Source organism: Corynebacterium sp. USCH3, from assembly GCF_037619475.1.
GTDB lineage: Bacteria > Actinomycetota > Actinomycetes > Mycobacteriales > Mycobacteriaceae > Corynebacterium.
Genome location: NZ_JAQPZT010000006.1, coordinates 21301 through 46309, shown reverse-complemented (window position 1 = coordinate 46309; position 25009 = coordinate 21301). Strand labels below are relative to the sequence as shown.

Below are 25009 nucleotides of genomic sequence, written 5' to 3'. Positions count from 1 at the left end.
GACACCACCCCAGACACGACCCGGGACCCCGGGTCGGCGGGCGCCGCCACCGGCAAGAAGCGCAAGGGACTGCGCGTCCCCGGCTTCGCCCAGCTCCAACGGCTCGGCAAGAGCCTCATGCTGCCCATCGCCCTGCTGCCCGCCGCCGGTATCCTGCTCCGTCTCGGACAGGACGACCTCCTCGGCGGCACCGACATCCCCGTCATCGGGCCGTTCTTCGACTCGATGAGCGCCGCCGGCGACGGACTCTTCGGCAACCTCGCCATCCTCTTCGCCGTCGGCGTGGCCATCGGTTTCGCGAAGAAGGCCGACGGCTCCACCGCCCTGGCCGCCGTCGCCGGCTACCTGGTGATGACCTCCGTCTTCGACACCATGTCCCCGGTCGTCCTCGAGGGCGTGACCGACGCCGCCGGCGATCAGGCGATGATCGACTACAGCGTCTTCGGCGGCATCATCGTCGGTCTCATCACCGCCTGGCTGTTCGACCGCTACCACGACATCGAGCTGCCCCCGTACCTCGGGTTCTTCGGCGGGCGACGCTTCGTGCCCATCGTCGTCTCACTGACGGTGCTCTTCGTCAGCTTCGCCATGTCCTACGTGTACCCGCTGTTCAACAGCGGACTGACCTCCGTCGGTGAGTTCATCGCCGGTTCCGGTGCCCTCGGTGCCTTCGTCTACGGTTTCGCCAACCGCATGCTGATCCCGCTGGGTCTGCACCACATCCTCAACACCTTCATCTGGTTCATCTACGGCGACTACGAGGGAGCGAACGGACTGGTCACCGGTGAACTCAGCCGGTTCGCCGCCGGCGACCCCTCCGCCGGTACGCTGACCTCCGGCTTCTACCCGATCCTCATGTTCGGCCTGCCCGCCGCCGCCCTGGCGATGATCCACGTCGCCAAGCCGCGGCAGAAGAAGGTCGCCGTCGGCATCTTCTCCGCCGCCGGACTCACCGCCTTCCTCACCGGTGTCACCGAGCCGCTCGAGTTCGCCTTCATGTTCCTGGCGTTCCCGCTGTACGTCATCCACGCCGTGCTCACCGGCCTCTCCCTCGCGGTCGCCAACCTGCTGGACATCCACCTCGGATTCTCCTTCTCCGCCGGCCTCATCGACCTGCTGCTCTACGGCACCGCCCCGGCGGCACAAAACATTCCGCTGCTGGTCGTCCAGGGTCTGGTCTTCGCCGTCCTGTACTACGTGATGTTCCGCTTCGCCATCGTGCGCTGGAACCTGCGTACCCCGGGCCGCGCGCCCGACGACGAGTTCGAGGCCTCCCAGGCCGCCCAGTCCGGTGACGGCTCCGGTGACGCCACCGGCACCGCACGCGCCGAGCAGCTCATCGCCGCCTTCGGTGGACGCGGCAACCTCGTCGGCGTCGACGCCTGCATCACCCGCCTGCGTATGGAGGTCGCCGACAAGGACGCCGTCGACAAGGGTGCGCTGCAGTCCCTCGGCGCAGCCGGTGTCATGGAGGTCGGCAACAACGTCCAGGCCGTCTTCGGTACCCAGTCGGACGTCCTGAAGGACGAGATCAAGGCCGCACTCGCCGGGCCTGTCCCCGCCGAGTCCCCCGCGCCGGTCACCGAGCCCGTCGTCGCACCGGTCGAGCAGGAGACCACCGCCGAGACCGACGAGGCCGACACGCTCCCCGAACCCACGCTGGTGCGTGCGCCGATCCAGGGCCGCACCGTCGCCCTGTCCGAGGTCCCGGACAAGACCTTCGCCGCCGGCACCGTCGGCCCGGGTCTGGCCATCGAGCCCGCCGGCAGTGCCGGCAGCGCCGACATTGTCGAGGCCGTCGCGCCGGTCTCCGGCAAGCTCATGCAGCTGCTGCCGCACGCCTACGCCATCATGACCGACGACAAGACCGCCGTCCTCGTCCACCTCGGCCTCGACACCGTGAAGCTCAAGGGTGAGGGGTTCACCGCCCACGCCGCCAAGGGTGACCGTGTCGTCGCCGGACAGCCGATCATCACCTACGACGTCGCCGCCGTCGCCGCGACCGGGTACCCCACCGTCGTGCCCGTCGTCGTCATGGACGCCCGCGGCGCCACCGTCGACGAGCTCGCCGACACCCCCGCCCCGGTGTCCTCGATGCGCCCGCTGTTCACCGTCACCAAGAAGAAGAAGTAGGCACGCATGGAAATCGTCATCCTCCCCGACTCCGACGCCATCGGCGACCTCGCCGGCGACGCCGTCACCGCACTGCTCGAACGCAAGCCGGACGCCGTCCTCGGCCTGGCGACCGGGTCGTCCCCCCTGCCGGTGTACGACAACCTCGCCGCCCGGTACGACGCCGGCGACGTCTCCTTCGCCCGGGCCCGCGCCTTCACCCTCGACGAGTACGTCGGCCTCGACGCCGGCCACCCGGAGCGCTACGCCAACGTCATCCACAAGGAGTTCACCTCGCGGGTCGACTTCGAGCCCGGCTCCGTCCAGGGGCCGAACGGCCTGGCGACCGACATCCCCGCCGCCTGCCAGGGCTACGACGACGCCATCCACGCCGCCGGCGGAGTGGACCTGCAGATCCTCGGCATCGGCACCGACGGACACATCGCCTTCAACGAGCCCGGCTCCTCGCTGGCGTCGCGCACCCGCATCAAGACGCTGACCCGGCAGACCCGCATCGACAACGCCCGCTTCTTCGACGACGACCTCGACCAGGTTCCCACCCAGTGCCTCACCCAGGGCCTCGGGACGATCATGGAGGCCCGCCACATCGTGCTCGTCGCCACCGGGCAGAACAAGGCCGAGGCCGTGCACCAGCTCGCCGAGGGCGGCGTCAGCGCCCTCTGGCCGGCGACGATCCTGCAACACCACCCGCACGTCTCCGTGCTGGTCGACGAGGCCGCCGCAGGCCGCCTGCAGCTGGCGAACTACTACCGGCAGACCTACGCCGCCAAACCCGTCTGGCAGGGGTTGTGAGCATGCTCATCACCGCCGACACCCTCGTCACCGGTGAGGAGGTCCTGCACCCCGGGTGGGTCGCCGTCAACGACGGGACGGTGACCGGCCTCGGCCAGGGGGCGCCGCCGCGTCCCACCGGCGACGGCGACCTCGTCCTCGGTGAGGCGACCGTCGTGCCCGGGTTCGTCGACATGCACGTCCACGGCGGCGGCGGCGGCGCCTTCCCCGTCGCCACCGACGAGGAGACCGCCACCGCGGTGGCGATGCACGCCGCGCACGGGACGACGACGATCATGGCGTCGCTGGTCTCCGCGCACCCCGACGAGCTGCTCCGCGAGGTCGACGTCCTGTCCGGGCACGTCCGGGACGGTCTGATCGGCGGCATCCACCTCGAGGGGCCGTGGCTGGCACCGTCGAAGAAGGGTGCGCACGACCCCACGGCGCTGCGGCAACCGGGCCACCCCGACCCCGGCGAGATCACCCGCGTCCTCGAAGCCGCCCGCGGTACGGTGCGCATGGTCACCGTCGCCCCGGAACTGGACGGCGCGATGGACGCGATCCGGCAGGTCGTCGACACCGGTGCGGTCGCCGCCGTCGGTCACACCGACGCATCCTACGAACAGACCCTCGCCGCGATCGACGCCGGCGCGCGGGTCGGCACCCACCTGTTCAACGCGATGCGCCCGGTCCACCACCGCGAACCCGGCCCCGTCACCGCGCTGGTCGAGGACCCGCGGGTCACCGTGGAGATGATCGGCGACGGCGTCCACCTGCACCCCTCCCTCTACCGCGGGGTGTGTGAGCTCGTCGGCCCCGACCGCGTCACGCTCGTCACCGACGCGATGGCCGCCGCCGGCATGCCCGACGGCAGCTACCGGCTGGGCACCCTGGACGTGGACGTGGTCGACAGCGTGGCGCGTGTGGCCGGCACCGACACCATCGCCGGCAGCACCGCCACCATGGACCAGCTGTTCCGCTTCGCCGTGGACCACGGCCCCGCCGACCCGGACGCCGCCCTGCTGCAGGCCGTCCGGCAGACCTCGGTGAACCCGGCACGCGCGGTCGGCTTCCCCACCGCCGGCCTGCACGCCGGGGGACGCGCGGATCTCGTCGTCCTGGACGCGGGGTTGCAGGTTCAGCTGGTCATCCGCGGTGGAGAGCAGGTTCTGGCCCGGTGACTGTGCCCGCCTCCCCGGATACCCGTCGCACCTTCGACGGGCTGTCGAAGGACGCCTTCGCCAGGACGACCCCCGCGGCGCACAGCAGCACCAGTGCAAGCCAGTACGGCACCGCGATCCCGATGCCGTAGAGCACGCCGACGGCGAGCGGGACGACCACGCCCACGGCGTTCTGCATGCCCTGGGTGACCCCGGCGAGCCAGCCCTGCTCGTCGTCGCCGACGGAGGTGGAGAGCACACCGTTGACCGTGGCGGTCATCGGCCCCTCGCCGGCTCCCAGCATGAGCGTGCCCATGATCAGCAGCCAGGGTTCGTGCAGTGCCGAGGCCAGCAGCGCCAGCGCCAGCACGCCGGCAGCCTGCACGGCGATCCCGCCGAGGATCACACCCCGCTCCCCGACCCACTTCAGCAGGACGCCGAGCAGTGCACCCTGGATGACGATGTCGAGCACGCCGATACAGGAGTTCAGCAGGCCGATCTGGGTCGGCGACCAGTTGACCGTGTCCATCGCCAGCACGCTGTAGTTGTTGACGAAGAAGCTGAACGGGATCACCACCAACAGCAGCCCGGTGAGCAGCATCCGCAGCCGGGGCCGGGCGAACGCCTCCCGGAACACGGCCAGCGGATGGACCTGCTCGATGGTGAGGGTGCCGGTCCGGTTCTCCGGGGCGTGACTCTCCGGGAGGGCGACCAGGGCCACGACCCCGACGGTGAGGGCGACGGCGGCGGTGGCGAGCACCGGCAGGTCAACGCTGTGCGCGGCGAGCAGGCCACCGACCGCCGGCCCGATCATGAAGCCGATGCCGGTGAGCGCGCCGAGCATCCCGTAGCGTTTCGCGCGCTGTTCGGCCGGGGTGATGTCGGCGACGTAGGCGAACAGCGCGGGCATGTCCCCGGCGGTGATCCCCTGGATGATCCGGCCGAGCAGCAGCAGCCAGATCGCCCCGCCGAGCGTCCCGGCGAGGAACCCTCCGAGCGCGAAGACGAGGAATCCGACCGCGGCGCCGAAGGCTCCGATCACGATGACGGGACGGCGTCCCCACCGGTCGGAGACGCCGCCGAGGATCGGGGCGGCGATGAAGGCGCAGAGAGCGTTGACGGCCTCGAGGAGACCCACCCACAGGGCGAGGGTGCCGAAGGAGGGCATCACGTCACGGACGACGAACGGGAGGATCGGCAGGACGATGGTCATGCCGATCACGTTGAGGAGGGTGATGGTCACCAGCATGGGCCAGGCCCAGCGTGACGTCACCGCAGGTTCATTGCTTGTCATGGTTCAAAACTGTACTCGGTCCAGTTTTGAAGTCAATCCAGTGTTATATCAATTACACTTTCAGCGCTACTGTGGTGGACATGGCACGAGACGACACCGCAGGCACGACACCCGCCACCCCCACCCGACGCGAGCGCAAGAAGGCCGCGACCAGGAAGGCGATCGCCGACGCCGCGCTGGAACTCTTCCTGGAACGCGGCTTCGACAACGTCAGCGTCCGCGAGATAGCCGACGCCGCCGACGTCTCCCCCACCACGGTGTTCGCCCACTTTCCCTGCAAGGAAGCCATCGCCGTCGACGAGGACGACGAGATGCGCGAACACCTCACCGCCGCCGTCTCCGACCGACCGGACGGTGTCAGCATCCCCGACGCCCTCCGGACGTTCTACCGCGAGGACGCCTGGCACGCCGACGCCCCCGAAGGCTCCCACCAGCGCTTCACCAAACTCATCGACGACTCCCCCTCGCTGAGCGAGTACGCGCAGAAGATGTGGCTGCGGCACGAGGACGCCCTCGCCGAGACCATCGCCGCCGAACTGGGAATGTCCGTGCCGGATGCCACGGTCCGGGCATTCTGCCGCTTCGTCCTGCAGGTCCAGCTCATCAACGTCCAGGAGGGGACGGACACAGAGACCACCGACGCCGCCTTCGACCTGCTCACCCCCGGCTGGGAGAGCTACCTCACCGGTCGCTGAGCCGTCCGCCCACGGCGGCTCCGCCGTCAGCAACGGGGCCTTGCCCTGTGCCGGTCCAGTGCGCAGGGTGGTCACCATGTCAGAGAACAACCCCGCCCCCGGGTCCCGTCCGATCCTGGACCGGGTTACCGGATCGGCGTTCCACCGTCGGCGGGTACCGGATCCGGTCACCCAGGCAAGGACCTGGCACCAGGATCGGACGTAGGCTGTGGGCACACGACACCAGGGAGGCACACCATGGGCCAGCTGATCTACTCGATGCTCGTCTCCGCGGACGGCTATGTCGCCGACGGGGACGGCAACTTCGACTGGGCGGTACCGGACGAGGAGGTCCTCGCCGTCATCAACGCCGACACCGCCGACGTACGCACCTACCTGTACGGCCGGCGCATGTACGAGATGATGCACGTCTGGGAGACTGATCCGGACGCCGCCGCGCAATCGGAAGAGTCCGCCGAATGGGCGAAGATCTGGTGCGCCGCAGAGAAGATCGTCTACTCCACCACACTGCCGGAGGTGTGGACGCAGCACACCGACCTGCAGCGTGAGTTCCGTGCCGCAGACATCCAGCAGCTCAAGGACGCGGACGGCGACCTGACCGTGGACGGCCCGACCCTCGCCGCGGAGGCGCTGCGGCTCGGACTCGTCGACCAGATCCACATGCTGGTCTGCCCCGTCACCGTCGGAGGCGGGCTGCGCATGCTTCCCGACCTGGCACTGTCCCTGTCACTGCGCTCGTCCAGGGGCTTCGGCAACGGCATGGTGCAGCTCAAGTACGACGTGACCGAGGAGAGACCCGATGACTGATCCGACTGATCCCGTCCGCCTGTTCATCGACCATCTCGAGGATTCCCCCACCCTGATGACCCTCGCCACCGTCGGCGAGGACGGCTACCCGCGGACCCGCACCGTCAACGTCAACGGCGTCCGGGAGGACGGCGGAATCCTCTTCCACACGGACACCCGGTCCCGGAAGGTCCGGGACATCGACGCAGGCGGGAAAGCCTCCCTGACGGTACTGACCGCGGACGCCTCCCGCCAGGTGACGGTGATCGGGGACGTGGTGCGTGCCGACGAGGAGACCGAACGTACCGTCTACGCCGGTCAGCCCCGCTACCTGCAGCTGCTCGCGTGGCTGAACGACCACGGCCTCGCCCAGGAGGAGCTGGAGGCCCGTCGGCGGCGCTGGGCCGAGTTCGACCGGGCGAACCCTGACCTGGCGCAGCAGGACCCGCCGTCGACGTGGGCCGTCCTCGCGGTGGTCCCGCGCGAGTACCTGTTCTGGGTCGGCGACGACGACGGGCCGTCCCACCGCGTCCGGTGCACCCGCAGCGGCGACGGCTGGGTCACCGAAGACCTTCCCGGCTGAACCCCCGTCCCGGACAACCACGGCCCATGTCGTCTGAGCCACCGCACAGGTCAGAAATCAGCCGTTTCCTGACCTGCGTGGTGGCTCAGACGACATCGGGAGGACACAGGCCGGTGCCGGTCACCGCCTCGAGGCCAGCACCCGCTCTGCCTCGCGGGAGGTGTCGGACGCGTTGAGCTCCAGCGACCGGGAGCCGCCGAGCTTGCGGGCGACGTGCTCGCCCACCGTCATCGGCTCGTAGCGTGCGGGGTGCTCGTCGTCGACCATGCCCGGCAGCGGTCCGACGACGGCGTCGACGTTGCCGTCGTGGAAGAAGGCCGCGGACCGGCGACGCATGATCGTCCCGTCGACCACAGGCGGACGCACCCGGTGCAGCGTCGACCTCCACTGGTCGTTGGTCAGTCGTGCGGTGACGTCGCCGAGGTTGACCAGCAACGCACCGGGTTCGGGCAGCACGTCGTTCCACGTCCCGTCCGACCCGAGGACCTGCAGGCCGGCGACCCGGTCGGCCCACAGGACGGTGACGATGCCGTAGTCGGTGTGTTCACCCATGCCGGTCAGCTCCCCGTCGAGTTCCACGGTCTGGCCGGGGTCCAGGGCGTAGTTGATGGTGCGCAGCACGTCGATGGAGTGGTCCGTCAACGAGGTGATCGTGCCACGGGGCACGTCGAGGGCGTCCTCGAAGATGACGGTCAGTGTCTCCGCGACGTGCCGGGCCGCGTCGAACCAGCGTTCCAGGTTGTCGCGGAAGTCCGCCATGGCACCGTCGGTCTCGGCCGGCCACACGTTCTCCGGGTAGTCGGCCGCGGGCAGGGCCAGATCCGGGAAACTACTGGCCTGGGCGCCGATGTTGAAGGCCTCGAAGAAGTCGTTCATCCCGGTCGCGGACTCAACCCCGAGCGACAGGGACAGCCGTTCGGACTTCGGTGGTGAGTAGCCGCGGTTGATCTCGGGCGGGGTGGTGACGCGTTTCTTCACCTCGAGGTCGCGCAGGAAGAAGGCGTCGAGGGCGTCGGCCAGGCCGTCCCAGGTGTCCGGGTCGATGCCGTGGCCGGTGAGCTGGATGAAGCCGACCTCGCGGGCGGCGGCGTCGACCTGCCGGGCGACGCTGGCGCGGTCCTCTTCCGTTCCTCCGGCGATGTAGGGCGTGATGTCGATGGCGGGGACGTGGATCATGCTGTTCTCTCCTTGATCATGGTGTTCAGGGTCCGTGCGAGGTCGCGGGAGTCGGCGGTGAGCAGGACGCCGTCGCGGACGACCCAGCGCCCGGCGACCATGACGTCGCGCGGGCGGCGTCCGGGGCTGGCCCAGAGCAGTCCGGCGGCATGGTCGTGGACGCCGGCGTCGGCGACGTCGCCCATGTCCCAGACGCACAGGTCGGCGGGCGTCCCGGGGGCGAGGGTGCCGAGCCCGGGACGCCCCAGTCCGACGGCCGAGCCGGAGGTGGCCATGGCCAGGGCGTCGGATGCGCTGACCGGGGAGCCGGTGAGCCCGGAGACCTGCACGGCGAGCCGGGCGTCGGCGAGGAGGTGGCCCCCGTCGTTGCTCCCGCCGCCGGAGGTGCCCAGCCCCACGGTCACGCCACGGCGCAGCAGGTCGGCGACGGGGGCGACGCCCCACCCCATGGGCACGTCGCAGCCCGGTGCGTGGGTGACGGCGACCCCGGACTCTGCGATAACGGTGATTTCGTCCGGGGTGATGTCGCAGAGGTGTGCGACGGTCACGCCGGGTTCGAGCCATCCCCAGTCGTCGAGGAGGTCGAGCGGGCGCCGCCCGTATCTCTCGGCGGCGACGGCGACGTCGACCTGTTCATTGGCCTGGGTGCGTCGCAGCAGGCCGAGGTCCCGTGCGACCTCGGCGAGGGCGGCGAAGGTCTCGGGGCCGTCGGCGTGCACGCCGGACGGTCCGACGGCGAACTGCAGCATGTCCGGGTCGAACGCACCGAAGGCGCGGTGGATGTCCCGGACGGAGTCGGCCGCGGCGTCCGGGTCGTCCCCGGCCGTCCCGCGCACGAAGCACAGCCGCGCCCCGAGCTGGTGGGCGGCGTCGGCCGTGGCCAGCGCCAGGTCGACGGGGTCGACACCCGGAGGCCAGGTCAGGTGGTGGTCGGCGACGGTGGTCACCCCGCAAAGCAGCGACTCGGCCAGCCCCACCGCCGCGGCCGCGCGGTCGAGTTCGGGATCCACGGCGTACCCGCGGTAGGCCTCAGCCATGACCGCCAGCCAGTCCGCCATCGGCACGCCCCGCGTTCCGGGCAGCGTACGGAAGGCGGACTGGAGCAGGTGGTGGTGGGCGTTGACCAGGCCCGGGGTGATGACGCAGCCCGAGACGTCGACAACCTCGGCACCGGGGACGGCGGGGTCGCCGATCAGCCCGTCCTGCACCACGATGTCCGGCCCGACCAGCGGGTCCTTCAGCAGCACGGGGTTCACAGGTCCAGCACCAGCCGTCCGGACCGGCAGCGGGACACACAGACCATCATCGACTCGTTCTCGCTGCGTTCCTCCGGGGTCAGGACGTTGTCCCGGTGGTCGACCTCCCCGGAGACCACACCGACCTCGCAGGTGCCGCAGACCCCCTCACGGCAGGACGAGGCGAGCAGTTTCCCCGTGCCCTCCAGCGTGTCCAGCAGGGAGGCCTCCGGTGGGACGGTGACGGTCTCCCCACTGGCGGCGAGGGTGACGTCGAAGGACGTGGCCTCACCGCCCTGCAGGTCGGGGGCGGTGAACTGTTCGACGAAGACGTCCACGGCGGGCTGCCCCTCGACGGCGACCGCGACGTCGTCGGCCAGTGTTCCGGGACCGCAGACATATACAGCTGTACCACGTGGCAGCCCGACCAGCGTGGCGGCCAGGTCGAGACGTCCCGCGGACGAGGCGTGGAACGACACCCGCTCCCCGTGCCCCTCCCGGAGTTCGGGGAGATACGGCATGTCCGCGGACGTCCGCGCCAGGCACAATATCCGCCACGGGCGTCCGGACCGCTCCGCCTCCGCCGCGAGGGAGAGCATCGGGGTGACCCCGACACCACCGGCGACGAAGACGTAGTTCAGGGCGCGGGTCAACGGGAAATGGTTCCTCGGCTCCCCGACCTGCACCGACGCGCCGACGACAGCGTCCCGGTGCAGCGCCACCGACCCGCCGCGTCCGCCGTCCTGTTCGGCACAGCGGTCGACGGCGATGACGTAGCTGCCGGGGGACTCCGACGCGCACAGGGAGTACTGCCGGGTGACGGGCGAGCCGGGCAGGTGGACGTCGAGGTGCGAGCCGGCCGTCCAGGTCTGTGGTGGGGCGTCGTCGGGCAGCGCGAGGGTGAACTCCTCGACCCGCGGGGTCAGGGTGCGTCGGGCCGCCACGGTGGCGGTGGTCATGTCGGTGCTCACGGGGTGTACCTCCAGTGGTTCTGCGTACCCCGGCCCGGCGCGTACGGGAGCCACCCTAGCGCGGCGCGGGAGTCCACGCGCAGGTCCGGGCCCCGGAATCACGGATGTAACCGGAAGTTTCACCCTCGCGAAACACCACGCCGGAATCTCCGCGTCCCGTGGCGTAGGGCGTCACCGAAGTGATCCGGGAGGGAAACAGCGGGGAAACACCCGGCCCATAGTCTGCGTAACTGCACGACGAATCCACATGCGGTGCACCACCGATGTCCCTGCCCCCTGACCGAGCCCCGGCCCGGCGCGGACCAGATACAGGACCAGGACACGACAGAGCACTCCTGCACACCGCCGACTGACAGTTTCTGTCCTGCATGTCGAAACCCCTGACACACCGACGTTTTCGACTGCTGCAGTCCGGCGATGACCTCTCCTCTGCGGCAGTCCCGACCTGAGACCGAGAGGAGACCCCCGATGACGGCACCTGCGGCACCTGCGGCACCTGGCACACCTGACACCTCTGACACCTCTGCCCCGACCCGCCTGGCGGGCGTGTCGGGGGTCCGGCTCGCCGGGGAGACCGTCGACATCACCTTCGACGGTGCCGTCGTCGGCACCGTCCGTCCCCACGACCCCGACACCACGGCGAGCATGCTCGACCTGCGCGGCTACAGCGTCCTTCCCGCCACGGCCGACCCCCACGCGCACCTGGACAAGTCCCGTTCCTGGGATCTCGTCAACCCACCTGTCGGGGACCTCCCCGGCGCGGTGGACGCCTGGTCGTCCGCCTCGGCGCGCTTCTCGCAGGACGACATCCTGACGCGGGCGCGCGGCACGGCGCTGAGCATGCTCGCCGCCGGGACCACCGCGGTGCGCAGTCACGTCGACGTCTACCCCGACGCCGCACCCGGCACCGGCGCCGACCCTTTCCGTGGCATCCGCGCCGTCCACCGGCTCCGCAGGGAGCTGGAGGGGATGATGACGCTGCAGATCGTGGCGCTCATCCCCGCCTCCACCCCGGACGCCCTGATCACCGACCTGGTCGCCGGGGCACTGGAGGCCGGCGCAGACCTCGTGGGCGGCGCCCCGCACCTCGCGGCCGACCCCCTCGCCCAGACCGACGCCCTCGTCGACGCCGCCGAGGCCCACGCCGTGGGCTGCGACCTGCACATCGACGAGTTCACCGACCTGACCCGCGCACAGACCATCCACCGCTACGCCGAACGCGTCACCGGATGGCCGGGAAGCCTCGACCGGGCTGCCGGGCACTGCTGCCGGCTGTCCGGCATGACCGCCGCCGAACTCGACACCACCGCCGTCGAGCTCCGCGCGGCGCACATGCCCGTCATCGCCCTGCCCGCCACCAACCTCTACCTCCAGGCCTCCGACTCCCGCGGCATCGCTCCCCTGAGCATTTTGCGCAGAAACGGTGTCCGGGTGGCCGCGGGCGGCGACAACATCGCCGACCCGTTCAACCCCACCGGACGCGCCGACGCCCTGGAGACCGCGGCGCTGCTCGTCACCGCCGCCCACCAGACCCCGGACCAGGCGCTCGACCTCGTCACCTCCCACGCCCGCGCCGTGATGGGCCTGCCGCCGGGCGGCCCGACACCCGGCGCGCGGGCCGAACTGCTGTGCGTCCGCACGGCCGGCACCTCGGCCGCCTCACTCATCGCCGCCGCGCCGTCCGACCGGGTCGTCATCTCCGCCGGACGACTCGTCGCCCGTACCACGTCCACGACCACCTACCCCCACCTCCGGCCGTCCGCCTGACCGCCTCCCCGGCGCCCCGCAGACGTCTCCGCACACCGCGACAAAGGAGAACACCGTGACCACCCCAACAGCAACACCGCTGGTCAGCTTCACCGACACCGGCATGACCTTCGACGGCGAGACGACCGCACTGCACCACGTGTCCCTCGACGTCACCCCCGGCGAGTTCATCAGCGTCGTCGGACCGTCCGGCTGCGGCAAGTCCACCCTGCTGCGCCTCGCCTCCGGCCTCGAGACCTCCACGGACGGGGTGATGACCACCGCCACCGACCGCATCGCCTACGTCTTCCAGGACGCCACCCTGCTGCCCTGGCGCACCGTCAGGGAGAACGTGATGCTGCTCGGCGAGCTCGACGGGCTGCCGAAGGCCGACCGGGAACAGCGCTGCGGCGAGTCCCTGGCCACCGTGGGCCTCGACGGCTTCGAGGACCACCTCCCCCACCAGCTCTCCGGCGGTATGCGCATGCGCGTCTCCCTGGCCCGCGCACTGACGATCGAACCGGAGCTCTTCCTCTTCGACGAGCCCTTCGCCGCCCTCGACGAGATCACCCGCGAGCGGCTCGGTGTGGAGCTCACCCAGCTGTTCGCCGAGAAGCGCTTCGGCGGGCTGTTCATCACCCACTCGGTCACCGAGGCGGTGTTCATCTCCACGAAGGTGGCCGTGATGTCCGGCCGCCCCGGCACCGTCGTCGACGAGGTCGACGTCCCCTTCGCATTCCCCCGCGACCCGAAACTCCGCTTCTCCCCGGAGTTCACCACACTCACCGAACGCGTCTCGAACTCACTGATGGAGGCCCACTCATGACCGCACCGACCACTGAAAAGAAGATCCAGACCGCTCCGACAGAACAAACGCCCGTGACGGAGGCGCAGCCTGCGCCGACCGGAACCGCGCCTTCCAAGGCACCGTCACCGCGCAGGACGCTGCGGTCGATCCCCTTCGCCGGCATCGTCCTACCCCTCGCCGTCTTCGGCGTGGTCATCGCCGCCTGGTACGCGGTGAGCTACATCCTGCTCGACGAGTCCCGCCGCTTCCTCATGCCCCCGCCGCACGAGGTGATCACCGAGGGGCTGTTCGGCCCGTCCGCCACCGAGATGTGGCAGGGGCTCGGCCAGACCACCACCGTGGCACTGACCGGACTGGTCATCGCCGCGGCGATCGGTGTCACCTGGGCGATCGTGATGTCCCAGTCGAGACGTGCCGAGGCGGCCCTGTTCCCCTACGCTGTGTTCCTCCAGTGCATCCCGGTGCTGGCGCTGGTGCCGCTGGTCGGTTTCTGGTTCGGCTTCGGCTTCTCCGCCCGCGTCTTCGTGTGCGTGCTGATCGCACTGTTCCCCCTGGTGTCGAACACGCTCTTCGGACTGAAGTCGGTCGACCCGGGCATGCGTGACCTCTTCGCCCTGCACCACCCGTCCCGTCTGACGGTCCTGCGCAAGCTGGAGCTGCCCGCCGCCATGCCGTCGATCTTCGTCGGCCTGCGCACCTCCGCCGGCCTGTCGGTCGTCGGCGCGATCGTCGGTGACTTCTTCTTCAAGCAGGGCACCCCCGGCATCGGCGTGCTGCTGGACAACTACCGCTCCCGCCTGCAGTCCCCGGAGCTCTTCGCCGCGATCATCCTCGCCTCCCTGCTCGGCGTGGTCGTGTTCCTCATCTTCGGCTGGATCGGCAACCGCGTCGTCGGCCGCTGGTACAGCAAGTGACCGTCTGACTCCCCTGACCACCCGAGAACCGGAGAAACCCCCATGAGAACCACCCGTACCGTCACCACCGTCACCGCCGGCACCGTCGCCGTGGCCACCGTCCTGGCGCTCGCCGCCTGTGGCGACGACAGCACCTCGTCCTCCGCGTCCGCCGCGTCCGACTACGACGGCGACATCGGCGGGACCGACCTGTCCGCCGTCTGCCCGTCGACCGTCGTCGTGCAGACCGACTGGTTCCCTGAGGCCGAGCACGGCCACCTCTACGAGCAGCTCAACTACGGCGGCGAGGGACGTGACGCGGTCACCGTCGACGCCGACAGCAAGGTCGTCAGCGGCCCGCTGTTCGACGGCGACGCCGGCTACACCGGGGTCGACCTCGAGATCCGCTCCGGCGGCCCGGCGATCGGCAACCAGAACGTCACCTCGCAGATGTACCAGGACCCCGACATCCTGCTCGGCTACGTCGACACCGACCAGTCCATCCAGAACTCCGACGGCATGCCCACCACCGGCGTGATGGCGACCCTGGACAAGAGTCCCCAGATGATCATGTGGGACCCGGAGACCTACCCGGACGTCCACGAGATCGCCGACCTCAAGGAGAAGAAGGCCACCGTCCTGACGTTCTCGAACATGTCGTACATCAGGTACCTCACCGGTGCCGGCATCCTCGACGAGTCGCAGATCGACGAGAGCTACGACGGCTCGCCCGCCACCTTCGTCGCCGCGGACGGTGCCAACGCCCAGCAGGGCTACTCGTCCTCCGAACCCTACAACTACGAGAACGAGGTGCAGGGCTGGATGAAGCCGGTGGACTACCAGCTCATCCACGACGCCGGCTTCCCGACCTACAAGTCGGCACTCGCCGCCAGGACCGCCGACCTCGAGGACGCCGGCACGACCGACTGCCTCTCCGCGCTGGTCCCCGTGCTGCAGCGCGGCGTGAAGTCCTACATGGAGGACCCCGCGGCCACCAACGAACTGATCGTCACGGCCGTCGAGGACTTCAACGCCGGCTGGGTCTACGGCGACGGCAACGCGGAGTACGGCCACCGGCAGATGCTGGACGAGGGGCTCGTCGCCGACGGCACCGACGGCGTACTCGGCTCCTTCGACGAGGACCGCGTCAACGAGGTGCTCGACATCGTCACCCCGATCTTCGACGAGCAGAACACCCCGGTGAAGGACGGCGTGGACACCGACGAGCTGGCCACCAACGAGTTCCTCGACGAGAGCGTCTCGCTCTCATGAGTGCGCCGGCCCCCTCAGTCCCCTCAGCACCCTCGGAGCCGCAGCTCGGGGTCCGCGTCGAGACCGACGTCGACCACGTCTTCGCCACCGCCACGCCGGACGGGCGCCCCGACTTCACCGGCGCCGAGGTCGACGCCCTGGTCGACGACCTCATCGCCGTCCTCGGCCCGCGCGGAGTCAGCCAGCTTCCCCGCGCGATCGACCGGGCGTCCCGCGACGGCTCCGGCATGAGCCCGGTCCTGTCCGCCCAGCTCGCCGCCGGGGAACTCGGGACGCCGGACGTGGTCTGCTACCCCCGGCGCGTCGAGGAGGTGCCCGAGATCATGCGCGCCGCCGTCCGCCGCGGCGTGCCGGTCACCACCCGCGGCAAGGGCACCGGCAACTACGGCCAGGTCCTGCCCCGCTTCGGCGGCCTGGTCCTCGACATGACCTCGTTGACCGGGATCCACGGGCTGGACCCGGCCTCCGGCACGATCACCGCCGACGCCGGCGCGAGGATGCTCACCCTCGAGCAGTACGCCTGGGACCACGGCCACCAGCTGTGGATGTACCCGTCGACCGTGCAGTCCACCCTCGGCGGGTTCCTCGGCGGCGGGTCCGCCGGTACCGGCACCATCGTGCACGGACGCAACCACCAGGGCTTCGTCACCGCCGTCGACATCGTCCCCGCCACCGAGGACGCCCGGATCATCCACCTGGAGGGCGACGACGCCCGACCGTTCGTCCACACCTACGGTGTCGCCGGTGTCATCGTGCGTGCCACCGTGCGCGTCGAGCCGCTGCAGGACTGGCGGTGCGTGTACGCGTCCTTCGGATCGACACGGGCCGCGTTCGACGCCGCCCGTGCGGTGCTGGACGCCCGGCTGCACCCGCGCCTGATGTCCGCCGACGGCGCGGAGATCGTCGACGCCCTGCCCGCCGACCCGGCGCTGGTGCGGGGACGGGCGAGCCTGCGGGGCATCGTCGACACGGATGAGGTCGAGGACGTCGCCGCGATCGTCGCGTCCTACGGTGGGCAGGTCGAGGACGTCCGCGCGGGCATCGCCCAGTCCGTGCGTCTGTCCACGATCTCCTACAACCACCCGACCTGGTGGCTGCAGAAGAACCAGCCCGGACGCTGGTTCCACATGGAGTGCCAGGGCAACGCCGTCGTGGACCGGCTCGAGGAGGTCGAGGCGGTGTTCTCCACCGCGGACGGCGGTGGTCTGTTCCACCTCGAGGTCGGCAACAACATGATGTTCGGCATGCTCAACGGACGGATCGGCGAGGACGAGGACGTGACCGACCTCAAGGACCGTATCCTCGCCGGCGTGCCCGAGCTCACCGCCCTGGGCGTCGGCGTGCACTCGCCCCACCAGTGGTACATCGACCTGGAACCCGAGCGCGTGCGGGCCCTGGCCGACACCTCCGACCCCCACGGCATCCTCAACCCCGGGAGGTGGATGTGATCAGCGCGTCCCGGCGTTTCGCCGACCTGACGACCGCCGAGGTCCCCACCGTCCTCTCGGAGGACAGCGTGCTGGTGCTGCCGACCGGGGCGATAGAGCCCCACGGCCCGCACCTGCCGGTGTCGACCGACCTGACCGTCGCCGAGGCCGTCGCGTCCGAGGCGGTGACCCGGGCTGCCGCGTCCGGCACCGACGTCTGGCTGCTACCGCCATTGGCCTACACCAAGTCCGACGAGCACGCCCTGCTGCCCGGCACGATGTGGCTGCGTCCCGAGACCTTCTTCCAGACGGTGGTGGACCTGGGACGCTCCATCGCCGCCACCCCGGCCCGGCGCCTGCTGTTCGTCAACTGCCACGGCGGCAACTCCGCCCTGCTGGGTGTCGCGCTACGGGAGCTACGCCGACGCTTCGACCTGCACACCTTCCTGATGTCAGGACCGGCCCTCCCCGGGGAGACCGAACGCGGCATCGGGGTGCACGCCGGGTGGGCAGAGACTTCGATGATGCTGCACATCGCCCCGAAGCTGGTGGACATGGGCGCGGCGACCGCACTGGGCCCGCAGGTCGCCGACACCGTCGCGGACTGCTCCCACATCGGTTTCGGCGCGCCCGGGCGCCCGGTGACCTTCGGCTGGTTGTCGACCGACCTGTCGGAGTCCGGGGTGGTCGGCGATCCCACCGGGGCATCCGCCGAGGTCGGTCGCGACCTCTTCGAGGAGCGGGTCAACGACATCGTCGCCGCCCTGCCGGAGATCGCGTCCTTCACCCCGGGAGGACGGCAGTGACGGCGATGACTCTGTCGCGCCTGTTCCTCGACCACCTCGAGGAGTCACCGACCACCCCGACCCTGATGACGTTGGCCACCGTCGGACCGGACGGCTATCCGCGCACCCGCACCGTGATGGTGTCCGGTGTCGGCGAGGACGGCCGTGTGTTCTTCCACACCGACGCCCGGTCGCGGAAGGTCCGGGACATCGCCTCCTGCCCGAAGGCGTCGCTGACGGTGTTGACACCGGACCGGGAGCGGCAGGTCACCGTCGTCGGTGACATCGTCCCTGACACGCCCACCGGTGAACGCGCCGCCTTCGCCCGACGCTCCCGCTACCTGCAGCTGCTCGCCTGGCTCAACGACGCCGACCTCGCCGCGAAGACGACGGAGGAGCGTCGCCGCCTCTGGGCGGCCTTCGCCGACGAGCACCCGGACCTCGGCAGCTCCGGTCCGCCCGAGACGTGGGCCGGGTACGCCGTCGTCCCGCGCGAGTACCTGTTCTGGACCGCCGACGCCGTCGGACCGTCCCGCCGCGTGCGGTACAGCCGTGCGGGCGGGGGATGGTCACGCGAGGTGCTCCCGGGCTAAGTCATCTGAGCCACCGCAGGGGTCAAAGATCAGCTGTTTCGTGACCCCTGCGGTGGCTCAGATGACATGGGGCGGCCAGGGACCACGACCCGTCCTGCCGCGCGCGGTACACCCGTACAAACAACGGTCACTCCCCCCCCCAAGGTGTGTCCGTCGCTCAGGTGCCGCACGCATCGGCAACACCGCCGAAACACCCGGACCGTAGACTCGCGGGCGTTCCGCGGTGCACGACCGTTGCCGCGCCCACTCCTCGAGCCGGGCGCCCGCACAAGAGAGCATTCCTGCACACCGCCGACTGCCCACAACCCAGCCGGACCAGGAGGTTCCCCACCTTGAGCACGCTGTTCACCAACGCCGTCATCATCCCCGTCGACCCCGCGCAACCCCGGTGGTTCCGCGGCTGGCTCTGCGTCGACGACGCCGGACGCATCGACGGCCTCGGAGAGGGCACCCCGGACACCTCCGACGCGGCGTCCGACACCAACGTCGTCGACCTCGGCGGAGCCTTCCTCGCCCCCGGGTTCATCTCCGCGCACAGCCACATCTACACCGGCGGCATGCGCGGCGTGGAGCACTCCTCCCCGCTGTACAAGTGGGTCACACAGAACAGTGCGATGCTGGCCAACGCCGACCCGGAGACCATGTACTGGCTCTCCCGCGCCGGTGGCCTGGACCACCTCTCCTCCGGCATCACCTCGGTGTACAACTTCACCCAGTCGCGGGTGATCTGCCGCTTCGACTACGAGACCTCCACACTGAAGGCCGTGAAGGTCCACGAGCCGGACTTCGTGACCCGGCAGATCGACGGCGTCGCCGACGCCGGCATCCGCTTCGTCACGTCGGTGCGCGTCGACGACGAACAGCTTCCCGAGCAGGACGCCTTCGACGCCTTCGGTGTGGCGATGGCACACCTCGACGAGATCGACCCGGCGTTGAACCTCGGCGGCTCGGTGTACGGCGCGGTGCAGTGGGCGTCCGCCGCCGTCACCGCCGAGCGGGAGAAGACCCTGATGGAGAAGTGGGGCATCACCAACCAGGCGCACTTCGTGGAGACCGCCGAGCAGATCGACGTCCAGCAGTCCAAGTTCGACTGGTACGACGACGCCGGCGTACTCGGCCGCGACTTCGCCTTCGGGCACTTCGTCCACCCCACCGAACGCATGGTGGAGCGTGTGGTCGAGTCCGGCACCTCGGTGGTGTGGCAGGCGATGTCCAACGGGCGCCTGGGCTCCGGCATCGCCGACATCGTGCCCCTGCTGGGGCGCGAGGTGACCGTGGGCATGGGGGTCGACGACCAGTCCTGCACCGACACCTCCGACCCCTTCGAGAACATGCGCACCGGGCTGTTCACCCAGCGTGCCGTGCGCTCCGACGCCTCGGTCATGGCCGTGGACGACGTCTTGCACCTGCACACCCTCGGATCCGCCCGGTCCATGGGTGTGGGCGACACGGTGGGCTCGTTGGAGGTCGGCAAGTTCGCCGACCTGGTGGTCGTGGATCCCCGCGATCCGGCGACGGGACCGGTGTGGGACCCGGTGGCGACGTACGTCCTGGCCTGCGGGCTACGGCACCTGCGGCAGGTGTACGTCGGCGGTGAGGCGGTCTACGACTCGTCCGCCGAATGCCCCTCCGGTGGCGAGTACGCGGAGGTCAACCGCCTGGCGGACGAGGGCATGGTCCGCTCCGCCGCGGCCGGCGGGTTCACCCCGGCGTTGTAGTCACGCGCCCCTCCCCAGACCCCCGATGTCATCTGAGCCACCACAGGGGTCAGAAATCAGCCGTTCCCTGACCCCTGTGGTGGCTCAGACGACACTCGGGTCATCAGCGGCTGTCTCCGAGGCTGCTTCCGCGGCTGCCTCAGCGAGGGCGTCCACCCGCCGCATGGCACGGTCCACCGCCTCGTCGACGTCGTCGGTCATCTGTGGCACGTCCGCCATCAGCGCAGCCCCCACCCGCACCGACTCCCAGTCCAACGCGCGCAGCCGGTGCACCTGACCGAAGTCGATGCCGCGCCGCTCCTCCGCCCGGTGGTACGACCCGTCGTAGAACAACGCGACCTGCAGTTCCTCGCAAGCCAGGTCGGCGACCAGGTGCTTCCATGGTCGCCCCTCCGGATCCAGCAGGACGGTGACCTGCGAGGTCCAGGTGTGTCCCGCCGGCAGACAGTCCCGCGTGTAGAGCCTCAGCAGTGTCTCCCGCGGCGACTGCGCCCCGGTGTCCGCCCACCCCAGCAGCCGACGGACCGTCCGGCGGTGGACGTAGTGGCGCGCACCACGGCGGATGTCGTCCGCCGTGAGCCGGGTGCACTGGTAGACGGCGTCGATGAACTGGACGGCACGCACCTCCCGGCAGGTGAGTCCGGGCACGTCCGGGACGTCCCAGCCGTGCGTCCCGTTCATGATCGAGTGAAGGCACTGACCTGCGGAGACCGCTGCGCCGACCACCCGGAGGCCGGGGAATGCCGGATCAGGGCACACGGTCGGCGTCCCCGGTCGGAGCCGACGGAACACCGGGGTCCGTAGGGTTTCGGCGGCGACCCACGACCGGGCGTCACCACGGGAGGATGCGTCGCGCAGCAGGACGACCGGGGCGTCGTCGCACCAGTACGGCAGGCCGTGGAACGCCGCGGCCGCCCAGAACCCGACGACGCTTGCGGTGTTGCGCATCCAGTGCGCCCGGGCACGGGTGACGGCGTCGAGGACGAACGCGCCACAGTCCTCCGGCCGCACGCGGAACTCGTCGGGCATGTCCTCCTGCACGGTGCTGACCACGACGGACCTCGTGACGGCCCGGTACGACGTCGCCAGACTCGTGCGCGTAGCACGTCCCGACGCCAGGGCCTCCGCCCGGAGTTCCGGTGCCGGACGCGGCAGGACCCGGATGGAATGCTCCAGACCCCGGCCGTCGGGTACCCGTCCCTCCCGGCGCGCCGTCGCCAACCACCGGCGTCGACGCTGCTTCTCCTCACGGAACTCGCGGCGTCGCTGCTCCCCATGCCGCTCCGGTGCCTTCCGTGTCCCCACCCCCATCCCACCAGTGAAGCCGATCCGGCGCCCCGGCGAAAGGGTGTGGATAACCCTGTGGACAACTACAGGTCGCCGACGAGTTCCACCACGCGTTCGGCGGTGCCCCAGGACAAAGTCACGCCTGCACCGCCGTGCCCGTACGCGGCGATGACCGGCAGGCCGTACCCGTCCACGCGCTCCAGCCGGACCGTCTCACGGGACGGACGCAGGCCCGCACCGTGACCGAGGATCGGCAGCTCCTTCAGCTCCGGCACCAGGGCCTCCACCCGCGCCAGGATCGCCTCCGCGGTGGCCTGGTCCGGCACCTCGTCCCACGAGCCGGGCTCGGACGTGCCACCGACGACGATCTCGTCCTCGCGGGGGAACACATAGGTGAGCTGCGACGGGTCGTCGGAGTCGACGACCCAGTCGGTGAGCGGGTTGTCGTCGCTGTTGGCCAGGAGCATCAGCTGCCCACGCACCGGGGTGACAGCGTCGTCCCCGCCGAGCAGGTCGCCGCCACGCAGGCCACCGGCGATGACGACCGCGTCCGTCGTGCCCGCGAGGTCGTCCAGGGAGGTCACCGTGCGCCACTGGAAGGCCACACCGTTCATCCGGCAGGAGTCCATCAGCCAGGCGAGGTACCGGGAGGTCATGATCATCGGCAGGGTGGCGCGCACACCACCGTCGACCGGCCGGACGGCCTGCTCGCCCAGGACCTTCACCACCGGCGCGACCCAGGAACGGTCCGGCGGGTCGAGCCGTTCGCGCAGGGTGCCGGTGCGCATCTGCACAGGTGGGACGTCGTCGGTGAAATCGTCGGTAGTCGTGCCGGCGTCGCCGAGGTCAGCCAACTCCACGAACCTGCGCAGCGACCGTTCGACCACCTCCTCCGTGCCTGCGGCGTGGTACGGGAACCACAGCGCGCCGGCCAGGGCGGAGACGGTGTCGCCCGGGCCGTGGTCGGCGATGACGGTGACCTCGTGGCCGGCCTCGGACAGGTCGTGGGCGCAGGACAGGCCGATGACGCCGGCGCCGATGACGGTGATGCTGGACGGACGGGAAGACATGGGGACCATTGTGGCACCGACCGGTCAGCCGGATGTCATCTGAGTCACCGCCCAGGTCAGGAATCGCCCGTTTACTGACCTGGGCGGTGACTCAGATGACATCGGCAGAGTCGGAGGTGGTCGGGGACGAAGAGGACGCAGTGCCCTCTGCCTCCGGGGCCCCGCTGTAGCTCCGCGACAGCCGTCGGTACTGCGGCGTGCACATCGCCGCGACCGCCAGCAGCACGCAGAGGATCCCGGCGACCACGAGGATCAGCGCGATGCCACGCGACTCCCCCGTCCCGAGCAGCCACTCCCACTGGCGGGCGCCTTCCTCCGTCTTCAGGTGTGGGATCACCCACCACTCCGCCATCGGCGCGACCAGCAGTGCGGTCACCGGGGCCGTTGCAGCCTCGAAGGTCATGGCGAAACCGAAGACGCGCCCCTGGGTCGAGTACGGCACGACCTTCTGGATCACCGTCTGCTCCGCGGCCTCGACGGCGGGGATGCACGCCATCATCAGCCAGATGCCGACGACGAACAGCCAGCCCCACTCGCGCAGCGTCATCACCGCGCCGAGCACGCCGATCCCGGCGGCGAAGAGCAGCACGGTACGCACGGGGTTGCTCCCCAGCCCCCATTTCGCGATGACGCCACCGCCCACGAACAGCCCGGTGGAGGCCACGGCGAACCAGATCCCCCAGCCCTGGACGCCGAACAGGTCGATGCCGTAGGGGTCCATCAGCGCCATCTCCACCCCGCCGAAGAGGTTGTTGAGCGTGGTGAAGAAGACCAGTGCGAGGAGGCCGGGCACGGCGATCACGGCCAGCCATCCGCCCCGGAGGTCGACCCACCCCGTCGCGTCATCGGACTGCACGATCTCCTTCTCCGGGATGCGCACCGTGACCAGGTGCAGCAGGGTCAGCGCCATGACGGCCACCCCGATGACCAGCGTCCAGCCCATACCGAGGAAGCCCACGGACAGACCGCTGAAGACACTGGTGACCAGCATCGCCATGCCCTGGACGGTCCCGACGAGGCCGTTGGCGTTGGCGCGCCGTTCCTCGGGGACCAGCAGCGTGACGGTCGTGGACAAGGCGATGTTGCGGAGTTGTTCGACGACGGCCCCGGCGAGCAGGACCACGGCGAAGACCCAGAACCACGGTGTGCCCAGGTCCGCGATCCGGCTCTCACCGATGAGGAGGAAGAAGACGACGTCGAGCAGGATCACCGTCAGCGCGGCCAGGGTGGCCCACACCATCACGGTCTTCTTGCGGAAGCGGTCGACGAGGGTGCCGAAGAGCATGCTGAACACGGAGACGAACAGCATGTAGGACGCCCCGATGACGCCGGTGGCGATGACGTTGCGGGTCTCGGCGTAGATCCAGAAGGTCAGGGCGAACCACAGGAAGCTGGTGGTGACGTTCGCGACAGCGGTGTTGACCAGGACGGTGAGGAAGATGCGGAACCCGTCCGGCGGGACGGTGGGCGCGGCGGAGGTGGGCGGGGTCGGCGAGGGTGCGTTCACGGAGGTCCGGCCTGTCTGTCGGTGCGGCGCAGAGAGCCGACGGGGACCTACAACGGTAGCCGACCGACCGGTGCCGAGAACACCCCGCCGTCACTCCGCCGTCACCCCGCCGTCACCCCGACGGGGAGGCTCGATGAGCTCAGAGGGCGAGCGTGAGGTTGGCGGTCCTCGACCGCGAGCAGCACAACGTGACCTGCGTGTTGGCCGCATGCTCGTTCGGCGACTGCACCTCGTCGCGGTGGTCGGGCACCCCGTCGACGACACCCGTGAGGCAGGAACCGCAGATCCCCTGCTCGCACGACAGGTCCACCGCGACGCCGTGGGCGGCGAGCACCTCGGCGATCGTGTCGTGCTCGGCAACCGGGTAGGACGCCCCGGTCGAGGCGACGGTCACGGTGAAGGCGTCACCGGTGAGGTCGGGGACCTCGGTCGGTGCGAAGTGTTCGACGTGGACGGCGTCGGTGGGCCAGCCGTCAGCCTCGGCGAGCTCGAGCGCGCGGGCGATGAATCCGGCGGGGCCGCAGATGTAGAGGTCGTCGCCGGGACGGTACGACTGTGGCAGGGTGTCGGCGGTGCGCAGGGAGTCTCCGTCGTTGCTGAGGTGTTCGACGACGCCCGACGCCCACGGACGGGCCGCCAGATGGTCGCGCAGCGGCACCTCGTCCTGAGCGGAGGCGTAGCAGTGCAGGGTGAACTCCCGTCCGGTGGCGTCGCACTGCTCCGCCATCGCGGCCAGCGGGGTGACGCCGATGCCCCCGGCGAGCAGGACGGTGCGTCCTGTCTGGTCGGATGCGTGGTCCAGGGGGAAATGGTTGCGCGGCCCGGAGACCTCGACGGTGTGTCCGACGCGGAGCTGGGTGTGGATCACGTCCGAGCCTCCGCGTCCGGCGTCCTCGCGTTTGACGGCGATGAGCCAGCGACCGGCGTCGCGCGGGTCCCCCAGCAGCGAGTACTGCCGGACGACGGGGCCGAGGTGCAGGTCGACGTGGGCTCCGGCGGTGGCGGCGGGGAAGGTGCTGTCGTGGGTGGGCCGCAGCTCGATGAGCAGGACGTCGCGTCCTGCACGGGTCATGGAGTGGACGGTCGCAAGGGTCATGCC

22 protein-coding genes are annotated in these 25009 nt (G+C 70.2%); 14 read left to right on the top strand and 8 right to left on the bottom strand.

The features are described from left to right. Window positions 1–69 precede the first annotated feature (69 nt). The 3 genes from PQI66_RS13005 to nagA are packed head-to-tail and all read left to right on the top strand — an operon-like array spanning window position 70 to window position 4085. On the top strand, window positions 70–2133 hold the full coding sequence (locus PQI66_RS13005) for a glucose PTS transporter subunit IIA (protein ID WP_339999174.1): 2064 nt from the start codon (window positions 70–72) through the stop codon (window positions 2131–2133). A gap of 6 nt (window positions 2134–2139) precedes the next feature. Beyond that, window positions 2140–2925 (top strand): glucosamine-6-phosphate deaminase, encoded by a 786-nt coding sequence (gene nagB / locus PQI66_RS13000; RefSeq protein WP_339998930.1) that lies wholly within the window; start codon window positions 2140–2142, stop codon window positions 2923–2925. A 2-nt stretch (window positions 2926–2927) separates the two neighbouring features. Further along, the gene (gene nagA, locus PQI66_RS12995; protein ID WP_339998928.1) at window positions 2928–4085 is read left to right on the top strand and encodes an N-acetylglucosamine-6-phosphate deacetylase; all 1158 of its coding nucleotides are present in this window, start codon (window positions 2928–2930) and stop codon (window positions 4083–4085) included. Here nagA and PQI66_RS12990 read toward each other — a convergent pair. Beyond that, window positions 4051–5358 carry an MFS transporter gene (locus tag PQI66_RS12990; protein WP_339998926.1) on the bottom strand — a complete coding sequence of 436 codons (1308 nt, stop codon included), beginning with the start codon at window positions 5356–5358 and terminating at the stop codon, window positions 4051–4053. The genes nagA and PQI66_RS12990 overlap by 35 nt on opposite strands. 80 nt (window positions 5359–5438) lie before the next feature. On the opposite strand from PQI66_RS12990, the gene PQI66_RS12985 reads away from it, so the two are divergent. From PQI66_RS12985 to PQI66_RS12975, 3 genes are all read left to right on the top strand, one after another. After that, window positions 5439–6053 carry a TetR/AcrR family transcriptional regulator gene (locus PQI66_RS12985; protein WP_339998924.1) on the top strand — a complete coding sequence of 205 codons (615 nt, stop codon included), beginning with the start codon at window positions 5439–5441 and terminating at the stop codon, window positions 6051–6053. Between the two features lie 237 nt (window positions 6054–6290). After that, entirely contained in the window at window positions 6291–6860 is a 570-nt protein-coding gene (locus PQI66_RS12980) for a dihydrofolate reductase family protein (RefSeq protein ID WP_339998922.1), read from the top strand. Then, complete coding sequence (locus tag PQI66_RS12975) at window positions 6853–7422, top strand: pyridoxamine 5'-phosphate oxidase family protein (protein ID WP_339998920.1); 570 nt, start codon at window positions 6853–6855, stop codon at window positions 7420–7422. Before PQI66_RS12980 ends, PQI66_RS12975 begins: the two co-directional genes overlap by 8 nt. A 120-nt stretch (window positions 7423–7542) precedes the next feature. On the opposite strand, the gene PQI66_RS12970 is transcribed toward PQI66_RS12975, so the two are convergent. The 3 genes from PQI66_RS12970 to PQI66_RS12960 are packed head-to-tail and all read right to left on the bottom strand — an operon-like array spanning window position 7543 to window position 10804. Beyond that, window positions 7543–8598 carry an isopenicillin N synthase family dioxygenase gene (locus tag PQI66_RS12970; RefSeq protein WP_339998918.1) on the bottom strand — a complete coding sequence of 352 codons (1056 nt, stop codon included), beginning with the start codon at window positions 8596–8598 and terminating at the stop codon, window positions 7543–7545. Further along, window positions 8595–9854, bottom strand: a complete 1260-nt coding sequence (locus PQI66_RS12965) for an amidohydrolase family protein (RefSeq protein WP_445228035.1) — start codon at window positions 9852–9854, stop codon at window positions 8595–8597. Before PQI66_RS12965 ends, PQI66_RS12970 begins: the two co-directional genes overlap by 4 nt. Then, on the bottom strand, window positions 9851–10804 hold the full coding sequence (locus tag PQI66_RS12960; RefSeq protein ID WP_339998916.1) for a PDR/VanB family oxidoreductase: 954 nt from the start codon (window positions 10802–10804) through the stop codon (window positions 9851–9853). Before PQI66_RS12960 ends, PQI66_RS12965 begins: the two co-directional genes overlap by 4 nt. Before the next feature lie 468 nt (window positions 10805–11272). Here PQI66_RS12960 and PQI66_RS12955 point away from each other — a divergent pair, with 468 nt between their 5' ends. From PQI66_RS12955 to PQI66_RS12920, 8 genes are all read left to right on the top strand, one after another. Further along, window positions 11273–12571 (top strand): amidohydrolase family protein, encoded by a 1299-nt coding sequence (locus tag PQI66_RS12955; protein WP_339998914.1) that lies wholly within the window; start codon window positions 11273–11275, stop codon window positions 12569–12571. Between the two features lie 103 nt (window positions 12572–12674). Further along, a complete protein-coding gene (locus PQI66_RS12950) occupies window positions 12675–13376 on the top strand; it encodes an ABC transporter ATP-binding protein (RefSeq protein ID WP_339999172.1) in 702 nt (233 codons plus the stop codon). Continuing rightward, complete coding sequence (locus tag PQI66_RS12945; RefSeq protein WP_339998912.1) at window positions 13373–14272, top strand: ABC transporter permease; 900 nt, start codon at window positions 13373–13375, stop codon at window positions 14270–14272. Before PQI66_RS12950 ends, PQI66_RS12945 begins: the two co-directional genes overlap by 4 nt. A gap of 42 nt (window positions 14273–14314) precedes the next feature. Then, complete coding sequence (locus tag PQI66_RS12940; protein WP_339998910.1) at window positions 14315–15523, top strand: ABC transporter substrate-binding protein; 1209 nt, start codon at window positions 14315–14317, stop codon at window positions 15521–15523. Beyond that, on the top strand, window positions 15520–16971 hold the full coding sequence (locus PQI66_RS12935; RefSeq protein ID WP_339998908.1) for an FAD-binding oxidoreductase: 1452 nt from the start codon (window positions 15520–15522) through the stop codon (window positions 16969–16971). The genes PQI66_RS12940 and PQI66_RS12935 overlap by 4 nt, the downstream gene beginning before the upstream one ends. After that, window positions 16968–17756: a creatininase family protein gene (locus tag PQI66_RS12930; RefSeq protein ID WP_339998907.1), complete on the top strand. Its 789-nt coding sequence runs from the start codon at window positions 16968–16970 to the stop codon at window positions 17754–17756. Before PQI66_RS12935 ends, PQI66_RS12930 begins: the two co-directional genes overlap by 4 nt. A 5-nt stretch (window positions 17757–17761) precedes the next feature. Then, window positions 17762–18328 carry a pyridoxamine 5'-phosphate oxidase family protein gene (locus PQI66_RS12925; protein WP_339998906.1) on the top strand — a complete coding sequence of 189 codons (567 nt, stop codon included), beginning with the start codon at window positions 17762–17764 and terminating at the stop codon, window positions 18326–18328. A gap of 332 nt (window positions 18329–18660) precedes the next feature. After that, complete coding sequence (locus tag PQI66_RS12920) at window positions 18661–20046, top strand: amidohydrolase family protein (RefSeq protein ID WP_339998904.1); 1386 nt, start codon at window positions 18661–18663, stop codon at window positions 20044–20046. Between the two features lie 84 nt (window positions 20047–20130). Here the strand turns inward: PQI66_RS12920 and PQI66_RS12915 are convergent, their stop codons facing one another. The 4 genes from PQI66_RS12915 to PQI66_RS12900 form a co-directional block, all read right to left on the bottom strand. Beyond that, entirely contained in the window at window positions 20131–21351 is a 1221-nt protein-coding gene (locus PQI66_RS12915) for a hypothetical protein (RefSeq protein WP_339998902.1), read from the bottom strand. Between the two features lie 65 nt (window positions 21352–21416). Further along, window positions 21417–22403 carry an FAD-dependent oxidoreductase gene (locus PQI66_RS12910; RefSeq protein ID WP_339998901.1) on the bottom strand — a complete coding sequence of 329 codons (987 nt, stop codon included), beginning with the start codon at window positions 22401–22403 and terminating at the stop codon, window positions 21417–21419. Between the two features lie 91 nt (window positions 22404–22494). Further along, window positions 22495–23910 carry an MFS transporter gene (locus tag PQI66_RS12905; protein WP_339998899.1) on the bottom strand — a complete coding sequence of 472 codons (1416 nt, stop codon included), beginning with the start codon at window positions 23908–23910 and terminating at the stop codon, window positions 22495–22497. Between the two features lie 139 nt (window positions 23911–24049). Then, complete coding sequence (locus PQI66_RS12900; protein ID WP_339998898.1) at window positions 24050–25006, bottom strand: PDR/VanB family oxidoreductase; 957 nt, start codon at window positions 25004–25006, stop codon at window positions 24050–24052. Between the last annotated feature and the right edge of the window lie 3 nt (window positions 25007–25009).

Coding starts and splice junctions, on each gene's coding strand:
- nagB (WP_339998930.1), top strand. CDS start 2,140: ATGGAAATCGTCATCCTCCCCGACTCCGACGCCATCGGCGACCTCGCC.
- nagA (WP_339998928.1), top strand. CDS start 2,928: ATGCTCATCACCGCCGACACCCTCGTCACCGGTGAGGAGGTCCTGCAC.
- PQI66_RS12990 (WP_339998926.1), bottom strand. CDS start 5,358: ATGACAAGCAATGAACCTGCGGTGACGTCACGCTGGGCCTGGCCCATG.
- PQI66_RS12985 (WP_339998924.1), top strand. CDS start 5,439: ATGGCACGAGACGACACCGCAGGCACGACACCCGCCACCCCCACCCGA.
- PQI66_RS12980 (WP_339998922.1), top strand. CDS start 6,291: ATGGGCCAGCTGATCTACTCGATGCTCGTCTCCGCGGACGGCTATGTC.
- PQI66_RS12975 (WP_339998920.1), top strand. CDS start 6,853: ATGACTGATCCGACTGATCCCGTCCGCCTGTTCATCGACCATCTCGAG.
- PQI66_RS12970 (WP_339998918.1), bottom strand. CDS start 8,598: ATGATCCACGTCCCCGCCATCGACATCACGCCCTACATCGCCGGAGGA.
- PQI66_RS12955 (WP_339998914.1), top strand. CDS start 11,273: ATGACGGCACCTGCGGCACCTGCGGCACCTGGCACACCTGACACCTCT.
- PQI66_RS12950 (WP_339999172.1), top strand. CDS start 12,675: ATGACCTTCGACGGCGAGACGACCGCACTGCACCACGTGTCCCTCGAC.
- PQI66_RS12945 (WP_339998912.1), top strand. CDS start 13,373: ATGACCGCACCGACCACTGAAAAGAAGATCCAGACCGCTCCGACAGAA.
- PQI66_RS12940 (WP_339998910.1), top strand. CDS start 14,315: ATGAGAACCACCCGTACCGTCACCACCGTCACCGCCGGCACCGTCGCC.
- PQI66_RS12935 (WP_339998908.1), top strand. CDS start 15,520: ATGAGTGCGCCGGCCCCCTCAGTCCCCTCAGCACCCTCGGAGCCGCAG.
- PQI66_RS12925 (WP_339998906.1), top strand. CDS start 17,762: ATGACTCTGTCGCGCCTGTTCCTCGACCACCTCGAGGAGTCACCGACC.
- PQI66_RS12910 (WP_339998901.1), bottom strand. CDS start 22,403: ATGTCTTCCCGTCCGTCCAGCATCACCGTCATCGGCGCCGGCGTCATC.
- PQI66_RS12900 (WP_339998898.1), bottom strand. CDS start 25,006: ATGACCCTTGCGACCGTCCACTCCATGACCCGTGCAGGACGCGACGTC.